Source organism: Sorangium sp. So ce887 (genome assembly GCF_051521455.1).
In the GTDB taxonomy this organism is placed as follows: domain Bacteria; phylum Myxococcota_A; class Polyangia; order Polyangiales; family Polyangiaceae; genus Sorangium.
The window spans coordinates 5,765,363-5,786,386 of sequence record NZ_CP150354.1; the positions used below are offsets into that span (position 1 = coordinate 5,765,363).

Consider the following 21,024-nt stretch of genomic DNA (forward strand, 5'->3'; position numbering starts at 1 on the left):
ATCACTGACTCCTAGCCACAGAAATGCAGCAAGTGCACCCACAGCCGTTCAGAGCTCGCTCCCGCGAGAGGCGCGAGGAGCGCCGGGGCCGCCACCGCGGGCCCCTCCGCTGGCCGGCTCAATCCCAGATGCGAGGGATGACGCTCCCCGGCTTCCCGTAATAGTCGACGATCTGGCCATCCATGAGGACGATCGACTCGACGAGGATGCCGATGTGACGCATCACCGCCTTCTGTTCCTCCTCGGAGATGCACGGGATCTCGGCGAACAGAGCCTCGCTGATCTGACCGTGATCGCCGTCGTCGTTGATCGACGCGTGATCGAGGATGGGCTTGTAGAACCCTTCGGGCAGGCCGACCTCGACGCACCGCTTCTTGTAGGCGGCGTGGAACTCGTCGCTCACCTCCTCGAACAGGAACAGGGCCGCCTTGAACGACGGCGGATGCTGGCGCGCGTACACCCCGAGGGAGGAGCAGATCGTGAACGTCATCGGGAGCGGCACCAGCCGGTCGAGGTCCTTACGCTCGACGCCGACGGCGGCCAAGGAGCGCTCGATCAGCCGATCGTGGTTGAGCTCGGAGACGAAGAAATCCTGCAGGATGCGCAGCGTCTTCCTCGACTCGTGGTACGACAGCGCCGGGGCGAGCAGCCCCGGGCACATGCGCACGATATGGTAGTACTCGAGCGCGTAACCGATGAGCGGCTCGCGCCCCAGGGTGCCGTCCACGAGGCCCTGGTAGAAGGAGCGGGTGCTGAACTTTTGCCGCACGCGCGCGATGAAGCGCTGCAGCTCTCGGTAGAACTGCGCGCCCCGCTTGGCCTCCAGCGGCTTGTGGAACGTCTCCGTGAGCAGGCCGAAGCGGTCGAGATCCCGGCAGACCCGGCCCACCTCGTGGGAGAGCGACGGCAGCTCGTTCGAGAGCTCGTCCATGGATTTCCCGCCACGCAGGAGCATCTCCAGCATGCGCACCGAGTCGTCCCGCGTCTCGGGCGCGAGATCGATCTCGTACTCCTCGTCCCGGTAACGGAGGACGCAGCTCTCGCCGTTTGCCTGCATGGTGACGGCCTCGCGCAGGCGCGGCTGTTGGAAGAAATTCGTCGTCACGGTCATGATGATCGCCTCGAAGTCAGATGGTCGACATCCTGCGCACGAGTTCCGCGCCGGTCCTCGGAGAGTAGAAGTTCCAGATGGCGGTGTAGAAGTCGTCGTACATCTCGACGAAGAGGCGCATCTGGCGCCGCAGCCGTGCCATCGTCAGATCGTCCACGTAGGGGATCTCGGCGAAGATGAGGCGCGTCAGGTTTCCGTGCTCCCCCTTGCGGTTGATGTCCGAGTGATCCCGCATCGGCTTGATGAACTTGGGAGAGAGCGAGGCCTTCTCGCAGGCCTCGATGAAGAGATCCTCCTCGGGATCCTTGCCCTCGAGCACGCCCAGCGTCGCGAAGAAGAAGATGGGATCACTGGACGCCCAGTACGAGAGGGCATTGCAGAGCGCCAGCGTCTCGGCCAGCGGCATCATGTCCTCCACGTCCTCGCGGCTGATTCCGAGGGCGAAGATCGCCTTGATGATGATCTCGTCGTGCCCGTACTCGCTGCAGTAGAACTCGTTGATCAGCTGGCGGACCTTGGCGCTCGCGACGTAAGGCAGCACCGGAGCGTCGAAGAGGCTCTCGCGGAAAAGGAAGTGGTAGTTCTCGATGGCGAGGCCGTAGAACGCGCTCTTCGGGCAGCGCTCCGGATCGCCCAGCAGGCTGACCCAGAAGACGTTGCGGTTGATGCTCTTCTCCATCAGCGCATTGGCGAGATCCTCGAGCTCGAGCAGCGCCTGGGAGCCCGTGCGCATCTTCACCTTGCCCACGTCGTCCAGCAGCTGGAAGCGTTCGAGATCCTGCAGCAAGGTCCCGAACCGCTTTTGCTGGGCCGTGTCCAGCCCACGCTGGAGCTCGCTCACGGTCCGGCTGCCGTCCAGCGCCTTGAGGAAGCCTCGAAGCTCCTCGGCGGACGATCCCTCGGGCTCCAGGGCGAACTCCACCCCGTCCCGCATGAGCGAGATCGCGTCGTTCGTGACGGAGACCTCGCAGACTAAACGCGGCTGAAAACTGGTTGATTCCAACACGTAACTGCTCTCCCTGGGCTCAAGGTTCGAGCTGTTAGGGCTCCGATCGAAACGAAAGAGCGCGCCGGGAAGCGGACACGCTCTTTCTTCTCGACCGGAGACCTCACAGCGCTGGATCGACAGACCCAGACCAACACGTCTGGCACACACGTCCGGTAACTGTCCCGGAGAAGCACGGACGTGCCTCTCCGGGACAACACTACCTGCCGGTCGGCATCACAGATGCACGGCGACGACCGGACCCGCCATGACGCCCGTCTTCAGGCGGATGCGCATGGCGCGGCTCTCGGTCACGGGAGCCGGCTTGGCCTCGGTCTTCTCAACGTTGCTCTCGACCTTGGTCTCGATCTTATTCGACATGTTTTCCTCCACGGCTGCATAACGCAGCAATGCGTTCCCACCATAGGAGCGCAACTGGGGTAATGGCTACTACACGAACATCGATGCGTCAAAATCTAAAATGGAAATCATGACGCTCGAATCCTGCCATCCGGACTCATTGAAACCGTTCAGCGATCCTTCAGATCCTGGGTCATTTTCGATGGGGCTTCACGCAGGCTCGGAATCTTGCGATATCTGCGGGGCAAAAATCTGTGGGAATAATAGTGGGTGCTGCGTGAGGCGGGAGCCGCCCCGTCTTTTCGACGGCAGAGCGCGGCACGGGCGGTGCAAGGAACATCGATAAGCTATCGATGACTGTTAATTATTGTTAAAGGCAACCATTTTTCACATGGCCTGTTCCCGCGCGCTTGAGCTCGCTCTTTTGGCGGGCGAGCTCAAGCGTCGCACGTCAGCGCACACGCCTCCGTCAGCCGCATTTGCATCCGATCGCTGGTAAGCAACGGCGGTCGTTGCGAAGCAACACCGGTGCCCGCGGCTGAGCCAACCGCGCCGCCGATCTGCGTGACGAGGGGCAGCACAGGCACGAACGATGCGCGGTGCATGAAGGGAGATCAGCCCCTCGCGTCGTTGATCCTCTGCGTGGTCCCCTCCCCAGGGATCGACCCGGACTAAGAAGAGTTCACCCCGTGAGCATTCTGGCGGCTGCGCGCGAGCGCCGGCCGTTCCAACTCACCCCGGAGGAGATCTCCTTCCCCCTTCTGCTCACCTCGCCGGCCAGTACACCTCTGGCCGGAAGATCTCCATGAACCTCTCGGGCGCCGGTAAGGGCGTGAAGCCGAACCTGGCGTAAAGACCGTGCGCGTCCTTGGTGGCGAGCACGAACCGGCGGACCTTCTTGAGGGTGGGATGCTCTGCCACGATGCCGACCAGCCACTTGCCGAGCCCCTGCCCCTGGTGCTCCTCGAGCACGTACACATCGCAGAGATACGCGAAGGTGGCGCGATCCGTGACCACCCGTGCAAAGCCCACCTGACGATCCTCTTCGAAGAGCCCGAAGCACATCGACCCCTGAAGCGACTGCGCTACCAACTCTCTCGTGATGCCGGCGGCCCAGTAGGATCGGGTGAGATAGGCGTGGATGGCCGCGACGTCGAGCTCTTGTGGATTCGAGGACACTCTGTAACGCCCGCGGCGATGCTCGCGCCCCTCTGCTTCGAGCGGGGCGGCGCGGCGGCGAGACAACCACTGAGCGACGATCTCGCGAGCCAGGCATTGCCCCGCGTCGATCAGGCGTAGATCCGTCTCGATGTGAGCCTTGATGGCGCTGAGGTCCATGCAGGCGAGGAGGACGGCATCGGCCCCGGCCGACTTCGCCCGCCGGAGCAGGCTGTCCCAGCTCGCGCGGAACAGCGCGGGATCCCGGGAGGTCCTGGTCGCGCCGATCAGGGCGTCCACCTCTCGCTGCCAGTCGACGTCGATCGGCTGGCCGCCGCGCCGGCGAATGCCATCTTGATAGATGCCGGACTCGACGGTTGGGCGTGCCGCGATCAGCGCGATGGATCGCGCGGGCTCCGGGCCGGCGTCGAGCGCGAGCTCGACCATGTTCAGCAGCGGGACGTCGATGCAGGCCGAGAGCTTTGGGTAGTAGATGTGCGCCGTGTTGCAGGGGATCGCGATGAAATCGACGCCGGTCCTGGCCATGCCCTCGAGCCCCGCGCGGAGGGTGGCCTCCATCGCCGCATGATCCGTGGCGCGATCCGGATAAAAAGGTGCCGGCAGCGAGCAGATCATCATCTTCGGGAAGTCGATATCGTCCTTCGCCCCGTACTGCTCCTGGCATTCGGTGATCACGAGATCGATGAACGGGGCCGTTGATCGCGGCCCCATGCCGGCGAGGATTCCGATGGTCGGCTGTTGCATCCTGTCTTGTCCTCCTCCGTCGCCTTCGATGACGCGGGCCTGGCCGGCGCAGCTCGGGCAAGATCACGCCGACGTACCCCTTCCTGCGTCAACAGCTCAGTTGCGCACCACCATGCGGGCGCACGGACATCGCCCCAGCGCCGGAGCCCGGACCGTGGACCGCGCCCCCGGCGCGTGCCGGGCACGCTCGACCGCTGCGCGCCCGAGGCACCCAGTGCCCATCCCCGGCATTGTCTCGCGTTTCCGCGGTGGCCGGATGAACACGATGTCGCTTGGATGCCACCAGGGACGCCCCTCCCATGTGGTGCAGAGTACAGCCAGCGGAGGGACGCGCGCAAGCACTGCGTCCCCCGCCGGTTCTGATCCCTTCGGGCACCGCGCTTTTGGGGCCGCTTAAATCCGTCCGAGATGAATTTCTAGCCTGGCTGTTCGATCCTGCATGGCGGGACCTCGGCGTGACGCGTTCGCGATCGCCTCCCGGAGCTCTTCCTCCGAGCCGGGGGAGAACGAGTGCCCGAAGCGCGCGGACGACTCCGCCGGCCGCGGCCGTGCTTCAGAGGGGCGGGACTACGTGAGATCGGGGAGCGGCCCGCTGCTGAACTCGGGGTCGCCGAAGGTCGTGTCGTCGGTCCCCATCGCGTTCGCGATCGTCAGCAGCAGGTCGTTGTGCTGGCGGGCCGCGCCGCCGTTCGCCAGGTAGTCGACGAAGCGGCCGGTGCGGAGCGCCCCGCCCGCGCTGCCGGCGAGCAGGAACGGCATGTTCGTGAGCGCGTGCTGCGTCGACTCGCTGATCTCGGTGACCCACAGGACGACGGTGTTGTCGAGGAGCGTGCGATCCCCTTCCGCGTACGAGTCGAGCTTGCCGAGCAGGTAGGCGAGCTGCTCCGCGAACCACGTGTGGATCTTCGAGTACTGCGCTTTGCCCGGGGTGTCCCACTGGTGCGAGATGGCATGGTGGTTCCCACTGAGCCCGAGCCACGGGTAGAGGTGCTCGCTCTCGGCATACGACCACTGGAGCGTGACGATCCGGGTGAGGTCGCACGCGAGCGCCGCGGCCGCCATGTCCATCTGGAGCTTGCCGATGGCGGGCATGTTCGCGTCGTCCGAGAGGTCGATCCGCTCGCCCAGCGCCGGGGGCTGGCAGGTCGTGGTCGAGCCGCCGGTGCCGGTCGAGGAGCCGCCGCCGGCCAGGCGCGCCTCGATGTCCTGGATCGATTGCATGTGCGCGTCGAGCTTGACGCGATCTTCCCTGCCGATGCGAGGTCGCACCTCCGCGATGTCCTCGCGGAGGATGTCGAACACGGTCCGACGCTGCGCGCGGAGCCGATCCAGCGCATCGGAGCTGCCCTGGCCCTGCCCCGGCACCGACGCCCCGAAGAGCTGCTCGAAGGTATCGTAGGGATCCTCGCGAGGGGGGATCGGCTGGTCGGGCCCGCTGTAGCAGAGCCGGCCGCGCACCTCGGCGTCGCGGACCTGGACGCCGAGCTCCAGGGTGCGAAACAGCGTCGAGGGCTTCAGCTTGTTCGCGATGTGCTGATCGAGCGAGATCCCCGACGACCAGCCGGCGTTGTTGGAGTTGAAGCTCCGGAAATTGCCCTTGAGCAGCGCCCGCCCCGTGAGCAGGCCGCCGATGCCCCGCGCGTGCTCGGAGCCGATGTTGGAGTTCACCACGACGTTCATGTTGATCCCGCGCAGCGGGATCAGCTTCGCCTTGAACGGCGAGAGCGGCTGCAGCAGCGGGCTCAGCGTGTAGTTGGCCCCGGGGCCCGTGGGCATCCATTGCGACTCGAGCGTGCCGTTCGGCGTGTAGAACACCACGAAGCGCTTGGGCGCGGTGGTCTCCTGCCCGCGGGCCAGCTCCGAGTTGAGCAGCGGGATCGTCGCCGTCGCCGCCAGCGCGCCCTGGAGCATCCGTCGTCGAGAGATCATTCGCTGTCTCATGTCACTCCTCCTCTGCTGCGATCGCGCTGCGGAACATGAACGCCTCGGTCTGCGTCGTCTGCACGATGAGCTCCACGAGATCGCCCTCGGAGCCGTGGAACTCGGCGCGCAGCTGGCCGAGCGAGCACTCGTCGCCGACCGTCTCGAAGCGACCCGCCGTGTAGCGGAACCACTGCGTCGCGAGGCACTCGCGGACCTGCTCGCTCCCGGCGAGCTTCTCCGCCAGCTCGCGGACGCCGACGAACGGGCCATCCATGTCCTCGGACTGGAAGATCTCGCCGGAGACGTCGATGACCTGCCCGCCCTCCTCGGTGCGGTAGGCGCCGACGGAATCGAAGTTCTCGAACGCGAAGCCGATCGGATCCATCAGCTGATGGCAGCCGGCGCACGCGCCGGAGGCGTGCTGGTTGAACCGCTCGCGCGCCGTGACGCCTTGCTCGCCCGTGGGCGGCGTGAGGTCGACGTCGTCCGGGGGCGGCTTCGGCTCGGTACACATGAACTTCGACCGGATCGCCTTGCCGCGCAGGACCGGAGACGTCTGATCCGGGTGCGCATGGACGGCCAGGAACGCGGGCTGCGTGAGCACCCCGGCGCGCTGGTCGGGCGGGAGATCGACGCGCTGGGGCGTCGTCGAGCCGGGCGGGACCGACACGCCGTACAGCTCGGCGACCGACTCGGTGGCAAAGCCGACAGGCAACGTCAGCAGGCTCGACAGCTTGCGATCCCCCGACCACAGGACGTGCTCGATGAACGCGGGCGTCTCGGCGCTCATCCCCGCGACGAGCTCGTCGTCGAAGCCGGGGAAGGCGCCCTCCTCCTTGACGATGAGTTCGAGCTTCCCGAGGTTGAGCCATTGCTTGTAAAATTCCGCGATCGCCAGGCGCGCCCGCGGGCTCTCCAGCATCTCGCGGACTCGCTCGGCGAGCTGTTCGCGGGTCTGGAGCAGGCCGGCCTCGGCGGCCTCGAGCAGCGCGTCGTCGGGGCCCGACGCCCAGACGAGGTAGGAGAGGCGGGAGGCCATCTCGTAGGGATCGAGACGCACCTTCGGCCCGGCGCCGTCGAGCTCGTGGCGCAGCTCCAGACGGAACAGGAACTTCGGCGACTGCAGCGCGGCCCGGATGACCACCTCGATCCCCTCGCGCAGCGACCCGCCCGTCCGCCCCGCAGCGTACGCGCGCATCAGCCGCTCGACGTCCTGCGGCGCGAGCGGCCGGCGGTACGCGCGGCGGCCGAAGTCCTCGACGAACTCCCGCGCGCACGCCTCCTCCGCCTCGACCTGACCGTCGACGGCAGCCGGATCGCACGGCAACAGCGTCGACAGGTCGCCCGCCACGGCCTCGGCCGCGAGCGCCTCGGCCGCCAGGAGGTATTTCTCGGCGTGCAGCGACGACACGGTGAGCACCGCCGCGTTGTTGTTGAATCCGCCGGCGATCTCGTCCGGCGGGAATTGCTCGGCAGGGGTGAGCGACGTTCCGAGCAGATCTCGAACCGTATTGTTGTATTCGAATCGCGTCAGGCGCCGCTGCGGCGCGAGGAGCCGCTCCGTGCCCCCGCACGCCTGCGGCTCTCCTTGTCCGGACCCCGACCCCGGGCCGTCCGTCCCGGCGCCTGCCCCTCCGATCGTCCCATCGCACCCGGCCGCGAGCGCCAGCGCGAGCGTCGCGAGGGTCACGCGACCACCTCGCCAGCGACGATATCCTAAGTCAGCCATACCGTGACCTCCTACCGTCGTGCAGAACCTACGGTGAAGCCTCGTCACGCGTCAAGCGCTGTTCCCATGGGCGATCGCATCGGAGGCCAGCGCCCATGGGCGGACATCGCTTATCGTGGAATCATCAGATCGAGGACTTCACCGCTAACACAATGATGAATCACTCCTGCCTTGACGCGGCTCCATTGACTGGCCGCGTCACGACAGAAGATCGCCGTTCGCCTCGTACCAGACGTCGCGAAAATTGTACCCGCGCCGAATCCATCGTGTCTCTGAGAGCCACCAGGACCGAACGCCGGACAGCGATCTTGTTAAATGCCCGCGCAGGGGCGACTTGATCACGAGCGCGTCAGAAATCCGTCTGCGCCACGTTGGACCGGAGGCCCACGCTCATCCGCCGCGCTTCATCGTGGCGTGAATGAGCCCGTGCGGCTCGTCCACCGGGACGAAGATCTCGTTGTCGTTGACGAACCCGAAGGGCGAGAGATCGACCAGCAGGCAGTGCTTGTTCGGCAGCGAGAGGCTCAGCTCGTCGACGGCAGGGCAGGCCGCGAACACCGCCTCGCCGAGCGCATGGATGGTGTGCTGCACCGAGACGCTGTGTTGCTCGGCGAACGTCTCGAGCAGGGCGCGGCGGACGCGCTCCCACGTCGCCGTGGGGGCCTGGTCGCGGGCCGCCGCGCGCCATCGCGCCAGGATGAGGGTGGAGAGGATGCGGTCCTCCGTCTCCTTGAGCGTTGTGTACTTGTCGCGCGGGAAGCCCGAGAACGCCGAGCCGGTGGTCTTGAGGACGAGCAGATCCGCGATGCCCGACGCGATCTCGACCCCGCCGGGAGCCGCCGTGATCTCCGCGGTCCGCCGCTCTGCCCCGGCGCGGAAGAAGGCGTGCCGGTGCGGCGCGCCGCCCGCGTCGATGCGCGACCAGACGTTCTCGGCGATCGAGACCCTCGCCCGCCGGGTAGGGGCCGTTCCGAGGAAGTGCTCGGCCAGCACGACGCCGAAGTCCTCGATCGGCTCGACCGGGTGGCCCTTGGCGAGGGCGTACACGGTGTTCTTCATCGTATCCGTGGGGAGCACCTTGCTGTTGTCGCCCCGCGTATAGGCGTCGTCGAAATCGCCCTCGAGCTGGATGTCGACGTCGATGTCGGTGAGCTCGTGCCGCCCGTCCGCGCGGCGAACCTTGACGAGCCGCACCCTCGATTTGCCGTAGCTGTTCTGCACCAAGGAGATCGACATCGTTCTTCAGCTCCCGCGCCTGGCAACGACGCTTCGTTGCGATGCGGGAGACCGTACCTTGAAGCAGGACGCCGGCTCAAGCCCGGCGGGCAGTCCGGCGCCGGCGGGGCCTGGCCTGCCGGCGGCGCCCGCACGCTCGAGCGCCCCGGGCGAGCTCGTGCGATATGGGACGTGCGCCGGCGATCCCGCGCTACAAGATAGGCACATATGGTGATCGCAGAGCGCGACATGGCGGCGGCCGACCGGCTCACCTCGGCGCACGTCGAGCCCCCCAGCTTCGTCCGGCCCGAGGCCCCGCTCGGCGTCGTCGCGTGCGGCTACCTCGACGCGCTCCTCCAGGGGAACCAGCGGCGGGCCCTGGAGCTCATCCGGGAGGCGATCGAGGCGAGCACGCCGGTCAAGGACATCTATGTTCACGTCCTGCATCCGTGCCAGTACGAGGTCGGCCGGCTCTGGCAGCTCCGTCAGCTCAGCACCGCCGAGGAGCACTACTGCACGGCGGTCACCCAGATGATCCTGAGCCAGCTCTATCCGCTCATTTTCAACGCCGATCGCGCCGGCCTCCGGCTCGTGGCCACCGCGGTGGACGGCAACCTCCACGAGATCGGCGCGCGCTTCGTCGCCGATTTCTTCGAGATGGCGGGGTGGGACACCTTCTATCTCGGGGCCAGCACGCCGGCCCAGGACGCGATCGACGAGGTCGTCCACCGCGCGGCCAACGTCCTCGCGGTCTCGGCCACGCTCGACGAGCACCTCGCGAGCGTCGGCGATCTCGTCGCCGCCGCGCGCGCCGACGAGCGGTGCAGGGACGTCGTCGTTCTGGTCGGCGGCCAGCCGTTCGGCGTGGACCACGACCTCTGGAGGCAGCTCGGCGCCGACGGCTCGGCGCCGACCGCGGAGGGGGCCGTCCTCGTGGCGGAGCAGCTCCTCGCCGCGCCACGGTGAGGGTCGGATTCCGATGGTACCGCGCGAGCCGCGAAGCAGAGGAGATAACGAAGCAAGGTCGCTCGTGGCCCCGCCGGCGAGAGGGCAGCTCGGCGGCCCGGCCGCAGAGCTCGCCGGCGCTTTCCTCATGGACTCGACCGCGCTGGCGATCGGCGTCTTTTCGCCGGACGGCGCGCCGCGGTTCGCGAACCGCGCCATGCGCCGGCTGCTCGGACACGCGGGTGAGCCGGCCCGCCTCGTCAGCCCGAGCTTCCCGCAGCTCGCCGCGGCAGGGCACGGCTGCGGGGCGCCGATCCACCGCGGCATCCTGCACTTCGGGGATCTCCGCTCGATCGCGCACAGCCTCCGGGGGGAGGTGTGGCGGCTCGGCGATGAGCTGCTGATCCTCGGCGAGTTCGACGTCGTCGAGCTCGAGCGCGTCGTCGTCGAGGTGTCCGCGCTGAACTCGAGGATCTCGAGCCTCCAGCGGCGGCTCGTCTCCGAGCAAAAGGCGCTCGAGAGGTCGCTCGCGCGGCTGCGCGCCACGCAGTCGATGCTCGTCCACTCGGAGAAGATGAACGCCCTCGGCAAGCTCGCCGCCGGCGTGGCCCACGAGATCAACAACCCTCTCGCCTTCGTCCGCAGCAACGTGCACACCCTCGGAGAGTCGCTCGGGCGGCTGTGCGCCGCCTACGAGGCGCTCGAGGAGGCCGCGCTCCGCGGGGGCCCAGGCGACGTGACGGGCGTCGCCGAGGCGCTCCGGGACGACGCCGACCTCGCGTTTCTGCGCGAGGACGCGGGCGATCTCGTGAAAGGCACCCTGGGCGGCCTCGCGCGCGTGCAGAAGATCGTCGCGGATCTCAGGACCTTCACGCGGCTCGACCAGGCCGAGGTGGAGCAGTCCGACCTGAGGGAGAGCCTGGAGACCACCCTCGCGATCGCGGGCCCCGCGCTGAAGAGCGGCGGTGTACAGGTGCTGGTGGAGTGGGCCGACCTGCCGAAGGTGCGCTGCAAGCCGGCGGAGCTCAGCCAGGTGTTCCTGAACCTCCTCATCAACGCGGTCCAGGCGGTCGAGTGCCGCGGGCGGGGGAACGGTCGCATCGCGATCCGCGCGCGAGACGACGGGCCCCAGGTCGCCCTGGACTTCGAGGACAACGGCGCCGGGATGACCGATGACGTCCGCGGCAGGGTCTTCGATCCGTTCTTCACGACCAAGCCCGTCGGGCAGGGCACGGGGCTCGGCCTCACCATCTCGCACAAGATCGTCGTGGATCAGCACGGGGGCACGATCTCGGTCCGCTCGACCCCCGGGGCCGGCAGCACCTTCACGATCACGCTGCCGAAGGAGCTCGAGCGGTGACGCGCGCGCTGCTCATCGTCGACGACGAGCGCGAGACCCTGAAGGCGCTCCGCCGCGAGCTCCGGCGCGACTACGAGGTCCTCACCGCAGAGAGCGCCGAAGAGGGCCATGCGCTCCTGCGCGAGCGGCTCATCCCCGTCGTCCTCAGCGATCAACGGATGCCGGGCATGACCGGCACGGAGCTCTATGCGGCGATCAAGGCCGAGTTTCCGGATACCGTCCGGCTCCTCATGACGGCCTATGCGGACACGAGCGCCGCGATCCAGGCCATCAACGCCGGCGGCGTGTACCGGTTCATCCCCAAGCCGTGGGATCCGCCGGCGCTCGCCGGCGCCGTGCGCGACGCGTTCGCGCTCCACGAGCGCCTCAGCGACCAAAGGCGGCTCCTCGCCGGCCTGGAGGCGAGCGCCGAGGCGCTCCGCCGGGAGAACCAGCACCTCGCCGAGCTGAGCCAGCGGAGTCATGAGCTCGTGGGCGTCGCCGCGCACGATCTGCGCAATCCGATCGCGGCGATCCAGTGGTTCTCGACGATGCAGCTCGGGGGCGCCTTCACCGCGCGCGAGGACGCGCAGCGCCACCTCCTGAAGATCCAGGCCAACGCCGAGTTCGCGCTGCAGCTGCTCGAGGATCTGCTCGACATCACGACGCTCGAGCACGGGAACATCGCGCTTCGTCTGCAGGACGCCGACCTGCGCGGCATCATCGCGGCGGCGGCCTCCCTGAACGAGCACGGCGCCCGCCGCAAGGGGATCACGATGGCGATCGATGTGCCCGCCGGTCTCCCGCTCGTCCGCTGCGACGTCGAGCGGATCGAGCGGGTCTTGAGCAACCTGCTCAGCAACGCCTTCAAGTTCTCTCACCGGGGCACGACGGTGACGGTGCGCGCGCGGAGGCTCGGTCGGGCGGTCGAGGTGATGATCGAGGATCAGGGCCTCGGCATTCACCCGGAGGAGATCGGCGGCGTGTTCAGCAAGTTCCAGAGGACGAGCACCCGGACGACGGGCGGGGAGAAGAGCACGGGGCTCGGCCTCTCGATCTGCAAGAGCCTCGTCGAGCGCCACGGCGGCACGATCCGCGTGGAGAGCGAGCTCGGCCGGGGAACGCGGGTGTCCTTCACGCTCCCGCTGGAGGCAGAGAGGAGCAGCTGAATCGACGCAGCTTTCTTCGAGCGCGATTTCCCGTCGCCTACTCTGCTCTGCCATGTGGACCGATACGCGCCTCACCCGACAGCTCGGCCTGCGTCTCCCGATCATCCAGGGCCCCTTCGGGGGCGGCCTGTCCACCACCGCCCTCGCGGTCGCCGTCTCGAACGCCGGCGGGCTCGGCTCGTTCGGGGCGCACGCCCTGACGCCATCGCAGATCGCCGACCTCGTCCCCGAGCTCCGGCGGCTCACGCCGCACCCCTTCGCGGTGAACCTCTGGGTGCCTCAGCCCGGAGAGCCCACCACCCTCGATCCGGCGGAGCTCGAGCGGCACGTGGCGCGGCTGCGCCCCATGCTGCGACAGCTCGACCTGCCCGACCCCGAGGTGCCCAGCGCGTTCGCCCCGCGCTTCGAGGAGCAGGTCGAGGCCGCGCTCGAGGCGAGGCCGCAGGTCCTGAGCTTCGTCATGGGGGTTCCTCCCGGCCCGGTCATCGAGGGGGCGAAGGCGCGGGGCATCGCCGTCATCGGCACCGCCACCACGGTCGACGAGGCGATCGCGCTCGACCAGGCCGGCGTCGACCTCATCGTCGCCTCGGGCAGCGACGCGGGGGGGCACCGCGGCGCGTTCCTGCGGCCCGTGCGGGAGTCGCTGGTCGGCACGCTGTCGCTCATCCCGCAGGTCGTGGACGCGGTGCGGGCCCCGGTGGTCGCCGCGGGCGGCATCGCCGACGGCCGCGGCGTCGCGGCGGCGCTCGCGCTCGGCGCCAGCGGGGTGCAGATCGGGACGGCCTTCCTCGCGTGCGAGGAGTCGGGGGCGAGCGCCGGCCACCGCAGCGCGCTGGCCTCGCCGCACGCGCGTACGACCGTGCTCACGCGGGTGTTCTCCGGCCGCACCGCGCGGGGCATCCCCAACGCGTTCGTCGAGGCCCTGACGCCGCACGAGCCCGAGGTGCCGGAGTATCCGGTCCAGAACTGGCTCACCCAGCCGATCCGCCGGGCCGCGGCGGCGGCGGGGCGCGAGGACTACCTGTCGCTCTGGGCCGGCCAGAGCGCCGCCCTCGCCAGGCCGCGGCCGGCGGCCGAGCTCCTGGCGGCGCTCGCCGAGCAGACCGAGCAGGTGATTCGCGGGCTCATGCAGCCTTGAGGAGCGAGCCGGGCGGCCAGCTAGAGCACCAATCATGTTGAAACCGGGAGAAATTTCACAGGGAGGCGGGGAGGCGGGGAGGAAGAAAGAAAAGAATCTCTCCCTCTCGCCGTCTCTCCCTCCCCGCCTCCTCGCCTCCCTGTGAAATTTCTGCTTTTTTTCGGGATTTCAACCCGTTTGTCGCTCTAGCCAGTCGGCCGCCGCGCGGCGCTCACCCCTCCCCTCGCCCGCGCTGCGCTTCTCTTACCAGCTCACCGTGTCATTGAGCGTGAGCGTCCCGCCGGACGCGGGGGTGCTCATCGTGCGATTGCTGCCGCCGGGCAGGCTCTCCCAGGTGACGGTGCCATTGGCGTTCTTGCGGTAGTACTTGTACTGCAAGGCGCTGCTGGCCGGCAGGTTGGCGCGGTTCGTCCACACGGGGTAGCTGCGCGGATCGACCGGGATGCCGAGATCGGTATTCCAGCTGCCCAGCGCCGCGGTGTTGCCGGTGACGTACACGTGCTGGCCGACCACGGTGGTCGCGGTCGCGTTGAACACGACGCCGGCCTGGCCGGACGCGGGCGGCACGACGCAGGCGTTGTAGCGGCTGCACACCACCGACGGGATGTCGACGATCTTGCCCGCGCGGATCGACGCCAGCAGGCTGATGTACTCGCCCATCGCCCAGTTCAGGGGGCTCATCGACCTCGTCGGGGTGCCCGCCGTGGCGGTCGCCGGCTTCACCACCTGCCAGCCGGTGACGTCCGTCGTCTCGCTCCACACCTGCTCCGGGATGAAGCCCTGAGGCGTCGAGAACGCCTTCACCGCGGTCAGGAACGGGTTGCCATCGCTGCCGACGCCCGTGCCGGCGATCTTGAACATGCCGCGCTCGGCGGTGAAGATGGGCCACAGCCGGCCCCGGCCGCCGGCGCCGTCGAAGTTGCTGCCGTCGTTCTTCTCGCCGTATCCATCGTAGTTGTAGCGGAACCAGGCGTCACCCTTGCCGGCGATGTTGCGCTTCAGGATGAGGTCGTACTCCGGCAGCGTCGCGAGGATCGACGGATCGTCCGGGCGCTTCACCCCCATCCGCACGAGCTCGAGGAACCCGCCGTCGACGATGTAGCGCTGGTCGTGCGTGCCACCGCCGTTGCCGATCGTGAAGGAGATCGCCGCGTCCGGCCCGGACACCGGGTTATACACCTGCGGTCCTGTGCCGGTGTTGCCCCGCGCCGACGGGTTGATACGGATGTAGTACTTGCCGTCGCCGTGATAGCCGGTGTTCGTGAACGTCCAGCGGTCGACGCTCTGCTGCCAGGCGTCGGCGGCGGCCATGTAGCGGGCCGCGCTCGTCGTGTCGCCGTTCGCGCGCGCGATCGTGGCCGCGCAGACGAGGCCGGCGATCTCCGCGGCGATCGTCGACGGCGAGTACCCGGCGTTCTCCTCCCAGCGCTCCTGCTGCGTCCACGGGCCGGTGTTGACGATGTAGTCGGCCGTCCTCTTGATCTTCGGCCACAGCGGGTTGTACACCGCCGGGCCCAGGCGCCAGGCCAGGATGATCGGCATCGCCTGCTCATCCATCTGCGTGCCCTGCCAGTACTGCCAGCCGCTGACCCAGGCGTTCTGCGGGAAGCGGCCGACGCGGCTATAGCCCTGCGGGCAGCTCGGCGCGTTGTACTCGGCGACGCCGCAGTCGCTCGACTGCTGGAGCGTGTTGAACAGGTAATTGACCACCAAGGGCGGGGTCGCCGTGTCTCCGGCCGTCACCAGCGCGTTGGCGAACTTGAACAGATCGCGCGGCCAGATCAGGTGGTAGCCGCCGTTGTTCGCGTCGCCGTTGGTCTCGCCCCACGGCGTGCCCATCCCGGCGATCATGGCGCCGTTCGACTTGTCCTGGATCGACTTGAGCGACATCGCCGCGAGGTAATACTGGTCGTCGGCGGTGCCGCCCTGGTTGTTGAGCCCGCTGGAGTAGCTGTTCCACCCGCTGTCGTAGGTGGTTCGCAGGGTGGTCAGGTTGCTGCCGAGCGTCGCGTTCGCGGTGGTCGTCGCCTCGGTCTCGGTGGTGCCGAAGCCGAGCACCACGTCGAACGAGAGGCTCGTGACGGCGCTCGCGCCGAGGTCGATCCAGCCCATCTGCGCCACGTTGCCGCCGCTCGCCAGGTCGTTGCGCCAGTTCATCGTCCTGTCGGCGCTGCCGCCGAGCAGGTCGGTAAAGCCGTCCGTCTCGCCGACGAAGCCGCTCGACACCATCGGCAGGCCGCCCGTGGTCTGCGCCTTCCACGCCCGCGAGATGGCCAGCGCCGAGACGCGGTTGTTCTCCGAGGCGACGAGCATCGTGCGCCCGCCCGCCGTCGCGGTCTTCGCGCTGTCGCCGGCGCCGGAGTTGTCCATCGCCGGGTTGTGGAGCAGGTAGAGGTTGAACTGGGTGACGTTCCTGCCGTTCAGCGCGTCGAACTGGACGCGCTGGATCAGCGCGTTGCGGCCGGGATCGGTGAAGATGGTCTTGGTGATCCGCCAGTTGTGGCCGCTGTTGCTGGTGACCGCCTGCCACCGCATGGAGCGCTTGTCCGGCTGGGTGACGGTGTAGCTCTGCTGCTTCTCCTCATCGACGAAGGTCTTCGCCGTATCCCCCACCAGGAACTGCAAGTCGACGGTGTTGACGGTGTCGAGCACCGGATAGAACACCTCGGACACGATGCCGCGGTGTCCGGTGAAGTAGACCCGCGAGGCCGTGGTCGTCGAGGTGCCCAGGAACGACTTCTCGGCCGGCCCCCACACCGAGGCGGCCCCTGCGCCCGCCAGGGCCGCGACGCCACGTCCGATCGGGACGGCCGATGCCTCACGCGAGGGCTCCTCGGCGCCGGCCACACAGCCGGCGAGCCCCAGCGCCAGATGAATAATTATAGCTCTACAAGAAATCCGCTTCCGCATCACGCCATCCCCTTTCCACGCGGACATCGCCGCGTGAAGGCCTCTCCACGGCTATCATAAGCCAGCGACTTGATTGATGTTTCCACGTGGCGCAGGCGGTCCGCGGCCCGCCCCGCCCCCCGGCCTCTGCTCGCTCCTGCTCCGCGTGGAACGCCGGCGATCTTTCAGCGTAGCACGCGATCTGCGCGCTCTCGCGCGCCGCCATGCCGGGCTCCTGGCGAGGACAGCGACGTTGCGCCTTACGCACCGTGTCGACGCGGCGAGGCGCGTCCTGCGACCGCGGCCGCGGGCGTCGCGCCGCCGGGGCGTTTGCTGGGCCTCGGCCGATCTCGGCGGCGGCCTGCTGCGCCGCCGCGAGCTCATGGCCTCATGAGCCAACCGCCCTGCGCCGCGCCGCCGCATAGCGCCTGACCAGCTCGTCCGCGATGACGCCGATCAGGATGACGGCGCCGATCACCGCGAACTCGATCTGCGTCGGGACGCCCAGCATGTTGATGGCGTTGCGCAGCACCTGCATCAGCGCGGTGCCGAGGATCACCCCCAGCACCGCGCCCTCGCCTCCACGCAGGCTGAAGCCGCCCAGCACGGCGGCGGCGATCGCGTAGAGCTCGTAGAAATTGCCGAAATCAACCGGCTGGGCCGAGTTGACCTCCAGCGCGAACAGCATGCCTCCGAAGCAGGCGAGCACCGAGCACAGCACATAAGCGAGGATCGTCATCCTGTCGGTGTCGACCCCGCTGTAGCGCGCCGCCTGCTCGTTGCGGCCGAGCGCCATCAGATAGCGGCCGTAAATGGTGCGGTTCAGGAAGATCGACGCCGCGATCGCGATCGCGAGGAACAGGAGGAACGGCATCGGGATGTCGATCCACGTGATCGCCGCGAGGCGCGTCCTCGCGCCCGTGAACGGGTGCACCGCGTACGGGCTGAAGCGCCCCTCCGAGATCCACGAGAGGAACGGCACGGGGATGGAGAACGGGCTGCCGACCGACAGGTAGCGCAGCGACTCGAACCCCATGCCGAACCCCTGCGTCTGGTCGCCCGAGATCCCGCGGGCCGTGCCTCTGTAGAGCAGGAGCCCGCAGAGCGTCACGACGAACGGCTGGAGCCGCAGCTTCGTGATGAGCAGCCCGTGCGCGAGCCCGATGCAGAGGGAGATGCCGAGCAGCACGGGCACCGCCAGCGAAGGCGGCCAGTGCTGGACCGAGAGGAGCCACGGCAGCATGCAGCCGGCGAGCGCCACGACCGAGCCGATCGACAGGTCGATGCCGCCCGTGATGATCACGAAGCCCGCGCCGATGCTGAGGATGCCGAACAGCGCCGTCCGCCGGATCAGGTTCTCGAGGTTCTCCGCCAGGAGGAACCTGCCGTTCATGAGCGCGGTGCCGAGCGACACGGCGAGGAGCAGCCAGAAGACGCCGAGCACCTTCCGCCGCGTGCTCGGCACGAGCGACGCGGGCGGCGCGGGCGGCGCGGGCGGCGCGGAGCCGCGCGCCCGGAGATCACGTGTCGTCGTCACAGGCATGCTCCTCTGGCCTCGGCCCCGTCTCGATGGCTCCGGGTCACGCCGCGGCGTCGCTGCCGGTCGCGAGCTGCAGGATCGCCTCCTCGCTCAGCCCGGCGCGGCCGAGCTCGCCGGCGATGCGCCCCTCGTGCATCACCAGCGCTCGATCGGACATGCCCATCACCTCTTCCATGTCGCTGGAGACGAACAGGGTGGCCATGCCGCTCGCGGCCAATCGCTCCATCAGCTGGTATATCTCGTGCTTTGCGCCGACGTCAATGCCGCGGGTCGGCTCGTCCAGGAGGAGCACGCGCGGCGACATCGACAGCCACTTTCCGATGACCACCTTCTGCTGATTGCCGCCGGAGAGGTGCTGCGCCGGCTGCACGTCGCTCGGCGTCCGCACGCCGAGCTCCCGGATCATCTCCGCCGACATCCGGCGCTCGTCCGCGCGGTCGAGGAGGCCGTAGCGCTGCGCCCGCCGGAGGCTCGGCAGGCTCACGTTCGCCCGGATCGCCATCTCCAGGATGATGCCCTGTTGCTGGCGATCCTCCGGGACCAGGCCGATCCCGGCGGCGATGGCGTCGCGCGGCGTGCGCGGGGTGATCGCCCGCCCGGCCACGCGCACGGCGCCGCCGGCCGCCGGCGTGACGCCGAACAGCGTCCGGAGCAGCGACGTGCGCCCTGCGCCGAGGAGCCCCGCCACGCCGACGATCTCGCCGGCGCGCACCGTGAACGAGAGCGCGTGCTCGGGGTGCCGCGGCGTCCGGAGGCCGGAGACCTCGAGCACCGGCGCGCCCGGCGGGTGCGGGACGTGCGGATAGAACTGGGAGAGATCCCGGCCCACCATCAGCCGCACGATGCGTTCGTGGCTCATCTCGTCGCGCGGCAGCTCGCCCGCGTTCTCGCCGTCGCGCAGCACGAGCACGCGATCGCACAGCGCCGTCACCTCGCCGAGGCGGTGAGAGATGTACACGACGCCGATGCCGCCCGCGCGGAGCTCCCGCACCACCTGGAACAGGGCCTCGGCCTCATGCGGGCACAGGCACGACGTCGGCTCATCCATGATGAGCACCCGGGCGTTCGCGGAGAGCGCCTTCGCGATCTCCACGAGGTGACGCTGCCCGAGCGACAGGCCGCCGACGAGCGCGCGCGGCGAGCACGCGAGGCCGACCCGCGCCATGATCGCCCGCGCCTCGCGCTCCATCCTGCCCTCGTCGATGAAGCCGCCCCGCCGCGGCTCCCGGCCGAGGAAGATGTTGGCCGCGATATCGAGGTTCTCCGCCAGGTTGAGCTCCTGGTGGATGAGCGCGATCCCGCGGGAGAGCGCCTCCCTCACCGAGCCGAGCGCGACCGGCCGCCCGTCGAGGCGCATCTCGCCGGCGTCGGGCGCCTCGACGCCGGCGAGGATCTTCATGAGGGTGCTCTTGCCAGCGCCGTTCTCGCCGACGATGCCGAGCACCTCGCCGCGGCCGAGCGCGACGTGAACGTCGCTGAGCGCGAGCACGCCGGGGAAGCGCTTGGTCAGGCCGCGCGCCTCGAGCAGCGGTGTCGCGTCCAGGTCGGGCGAGGAGGCGTTCATTCGCTTCAGGGGTCGTCAGCCCGGGCGGCGCGCCGCGCGGCCCGCCCGGGGGCTCACTCGGCCTTGCCTGCCTTCTGCTTCAGATCCGCCCAGAACTCGCCCAGGTTGCCCTTGCGGATCTGCCGGGCCGGCAGCGAGATGAACTCGTTCGGGGGCACGACGGAGCTGTCGCCCCGCACGAGCGCCGCGAGCACGCGCACCGACTCCTTGCCGTACATGTACGGGTTCTGCACCACCGTGCCGACGACCTCGCCGTCCTGGATCGCGCGCAGCGTCGCGTCCTGCTCGTCGAAGCCGACGACCTGGATCGAGCTCATCTTCCCCGCCTGCTTGAGCGCCTCCAGCAAGGCCGGCGTGTGGTACGCGTTCAGACCGATGAGGCCGACGAGGTCCGGGTGCGCCGACATCATGTCTTCGGCGTTGCTCTTCGCCTTGGCGGCATCGATCTGGTCCGTCACGGTCGCGATGACGGTGTACTTCGCCCCCTTCAGCTCCTGGTTCAGCGGGTCGTTCCCGGCGCTGTTGTCCGGGCGATCGAGCAGCTCGTCGAGCACGCCCTGGCGGCGCTTGCGGGCGTTGTCCCCCTCGAGCCGCCCGACGAAGATCGCCAGCTTGCCGCCGCCTGGGATCGCCTCCTTCACGAGCTGCCCCGCCATCCGGCCAGCGACGTAGTTGTCGATGCCGATGTACACGATCCGCTCGCTCTTCGGAGCGTCCGAGTCCTGCGTGATGAGCTTGGTCTTCGCGGCCGCCTTGTTGAGCAGCGGGACCTGGTTCTCCGCGTCGATGGGGCTTATCGCGATGCCGTCGACGCCGCGGATCAAGAGATCCTCGACCCGCTGCATCTGGTCGTTCACGTCGCTCGGCATCACGACGCTCACCTCGGCGTTGTACTCCTTCGCGCCGTCGATGACGCCCTTCTCGGCGATGGTCCAGAACGGGGCGACCCCGTTCGTGATGTAGGCGAGCTTCGGCTTGCCGCGCTCTGCCGGCGCGCCCGCCGCGCCGCTGCCGTTGTCGCAGCCGAGGGCCGCGAGCCCCGCCGCCACGCAGACCCCGACGATGAACCGACCGATTCTCTGGACCATACGCCTCACCCCCTCCACCCGCGAGGAGCCGCCCTGTTGTTCGGCGGCTCAGTACACCTCGTACCCCGCACGGCGCACGATGAAGCAGGCGCCCCCCGGCGGACTG

Annotated in this window: 15 protein-coding genes; 4 read left to right on the forward strand and 11 right to left on the reverse strand. The window is 68.7% G+C overall.

Annotated features, from left to right (window positions below):
* Nucleotides 1-118: 118 nt before the first annotated feature.
* The 7 genes from WMF36_RS21550 to pucL all read right to left on the reverse strand — a co-directional run bounded on the left by WMF36_RS21550 (nt 119) and on the right by pucL (nt 9,267).
* Nucleotides 119-1,111 carry an iron-containing redox enzyme family protein gene (locus WMF36_RS21550; RefSeq protein ID WP_437581498.1) on the reverse strand — a complete coding sequence of 331 codons (993 nt, stop codon included), beginning with the start codon at nt 1,109-1,111 and terminating at the stop codon, nt 119-121.
* A gap of 16 nt (nt 1,112-1,127) precedes the next feature.
* The gene (locus tag WMF36_RS21555) at nt 1,128-2,045 is read right to left on the reverse strand and encodes an iron-containing redox enzyme family protein (protein WP_437581499.1); all 918 of its coding nucleotides are present in this window, start codon (nt 2,043-2,045) and stop codon (nt 1,128-1,130) included.
* A 288-nt stretch (nt 2,046-2,333) separates the two neighbouring features.
* Nucleotides 2,334-2,477, reverse strand: coding sequence for a hypothetical protein (locus WMF36_RS21560; protein WP_437581500.1), 144 nt, complete (start codon nt 2,475-2,477; stop codon nt 2,334-2,336).
* A gap of 744 nt (nt 2,478-3,221) precedes the next feature.
* Nucleotides 3,222-4,379, reverse strand: coding sequence for a GNAT family N-acetyltransferase (locus tag WMF36_RS21565; RefSeq protein WP_437581501.1), 1,158 nt, complete (start codon nt 4,377-4,379; stop codon nt 3,222-3,224).
* Between the two features lie 567 nt (nt 4,380-4,946).
* On the reverse strand, nt 4,947-6,308 hold the full coding sequence (locus tag WMF36_RS21570) for a DUF1552 domain-containing protein (RefSeq protein ID WP_437581502.1): 1,362 nt from the start codon (nt 6,306-6,308) through the stop codon (nt 4,947-4,949).
* A 13-nt stretch (nt 6,309-6,321) separates the two neighbouring features.
* Nucleotides 6,322-8,031, reverse strand: coding sequence for a DUF1592 domain-containing protein (locus WMF36_RS21575; RefSeq protein ID WP_437581503.1), 1,710 nt, complete (start codon nt 8,029-8,031; stop codon nt 6,322-6,324).
* Nucleotides 8,032-8,421: 390 nt separating this feature from the next.
* Entirely contained in the window at nt 8,422-9,267 is an 846-nt protein-coding gene (gene pucL / locus WMF36_RS21580; RefSeq protein ID WP_437581504.1) for a factor-independent urate hydroxylase, read from the reverse strand.
* A 207-nt stretch (nt 9,268-9,474) separates the two neighbouring features.
* On the opposite strand from pucL, the gene WMF36_RS21585 reads away from it, so the two are divergent.
* The 4 genes from WMF36_RS21585 to WMF36_RS21600 all read left to right on the forward strand — a co-directional run bounded on the left by WMF36_RS21585 (nt 9,475) and on the right by WMF36_RS21600 (nt 13,837).
* On the forward strand, nt 9,475-10,212 hold the full coding sequence (locus WMF36_RS21585; RefSeq protein WP_437581505.1) for a cobalamin B12-binding domain-containing protein: 738 nt from the start codon (nt 9,475-9,477) through the stop codon (nt 10,210-10,212).
* A 64-nt stretch (nt 10,213-10,276) separates the two neighbouring features.
* The gene (locus WMF36_RS21590; RefSeq protein WP_437581506.1) at nt 10,277-11,551 is read left to right on the forward strand and encodes a sensor histidine kinase; all 1,275 of its coding nucleotides are present in this window, start codon (nt 10,277-10,279) and stop codon (nt 11,549-11,551) included.
* Complete coding sequence (locus tag WMF36_RS21595) at nt 11,548-12,699, forward strand: ATP-binding protein (RefSeq protein WP_437581507.1); 1,152 nt, start codon at nt 11,548-11,550, stop codon at nt 12,697-12,699. The genes WMF36_RS21590 and WMF36_RS21595 overlap by 4 nt, the downstream gene beginning before the upstream one ends.
* 52 nt (nt 12,700-12,751) lie before the next feature.
* Complete coding sequence (locus WMF36_RS21600; RefSeq protein ID WP_437581508.1) at nt 12,752-13,837, forward strand: NAD(P)H-dependent flavin oxidoreductase; 1,086 nt, start codon at nt 12,752-12,754, stop codon at nt 13,835-13,837.
* Nucleotides 13,838-14,080: 243 nt separating this feature from the next.
* On the opposite strand, the gene WMF36_RS21605 is transcribed toward WMF36_RS21600, so the two are convergent.
* From WMF36_RS21605 to WMF36_RS21620, 4 genes are all read right to left on the reverse strand, one after another.
* Nucleotides 14,081-16,747 carry a glycoside hydrolase family 15 protein gene (locus tag WMF36_RS21605; protein WP_437581509.1) on the reverse strand — a complete coding sequence of 889 codons (2,667 nt, stop codon included), beginning with the start codon at nt 16,745-16,747 and terminating at the stop codon, nt 14,081-14,083.
* Nucleotides 16,748-17,114: 367 nt separating this feature from the next.
* Nucleotides 17,115-18,269 (reverse strand): ABC transporter permease, encoded by a 1,155-nt coding sequence (locus tag WMF36_RS21610; protein ID WP_437581510.1) that lies wholly within the window; start codon nt 18,267-18,269, stop codon nt 17,115-17,117.
* A 37-nt stretch (nt 18,270-18,306) separates the two neighbouring features.
* Nucleotides 18,307-19,830 carry a sugar ABC transporter ATP-binding protein gene (locus WMF36_RS21615; protein ID WP_437581511.1) on the reverse strand — a complete coding sequence of 508 codons (1,524 nt, stop codon included), beginning with the start codon at nt 19,828-19,830 and terminating at the stop codon, nt 18,307-18,309.
* A 53-nt stretch (nt 19,831-19,883) separates the two neighbouring features.
* On the reverse strand, nt 19,884-20,918 hold the full coding sequence (locus WMF36_RS21620; RefSeq protein WP_437581512.1) for a sugar-binding protein: 1,035 nt from the start codon (nt 20,916-20,918) through the stop codon (nt 19,884-19,886).
* Nucleotides 20,919-21,024: the final 106 nt, after the last annotated feature.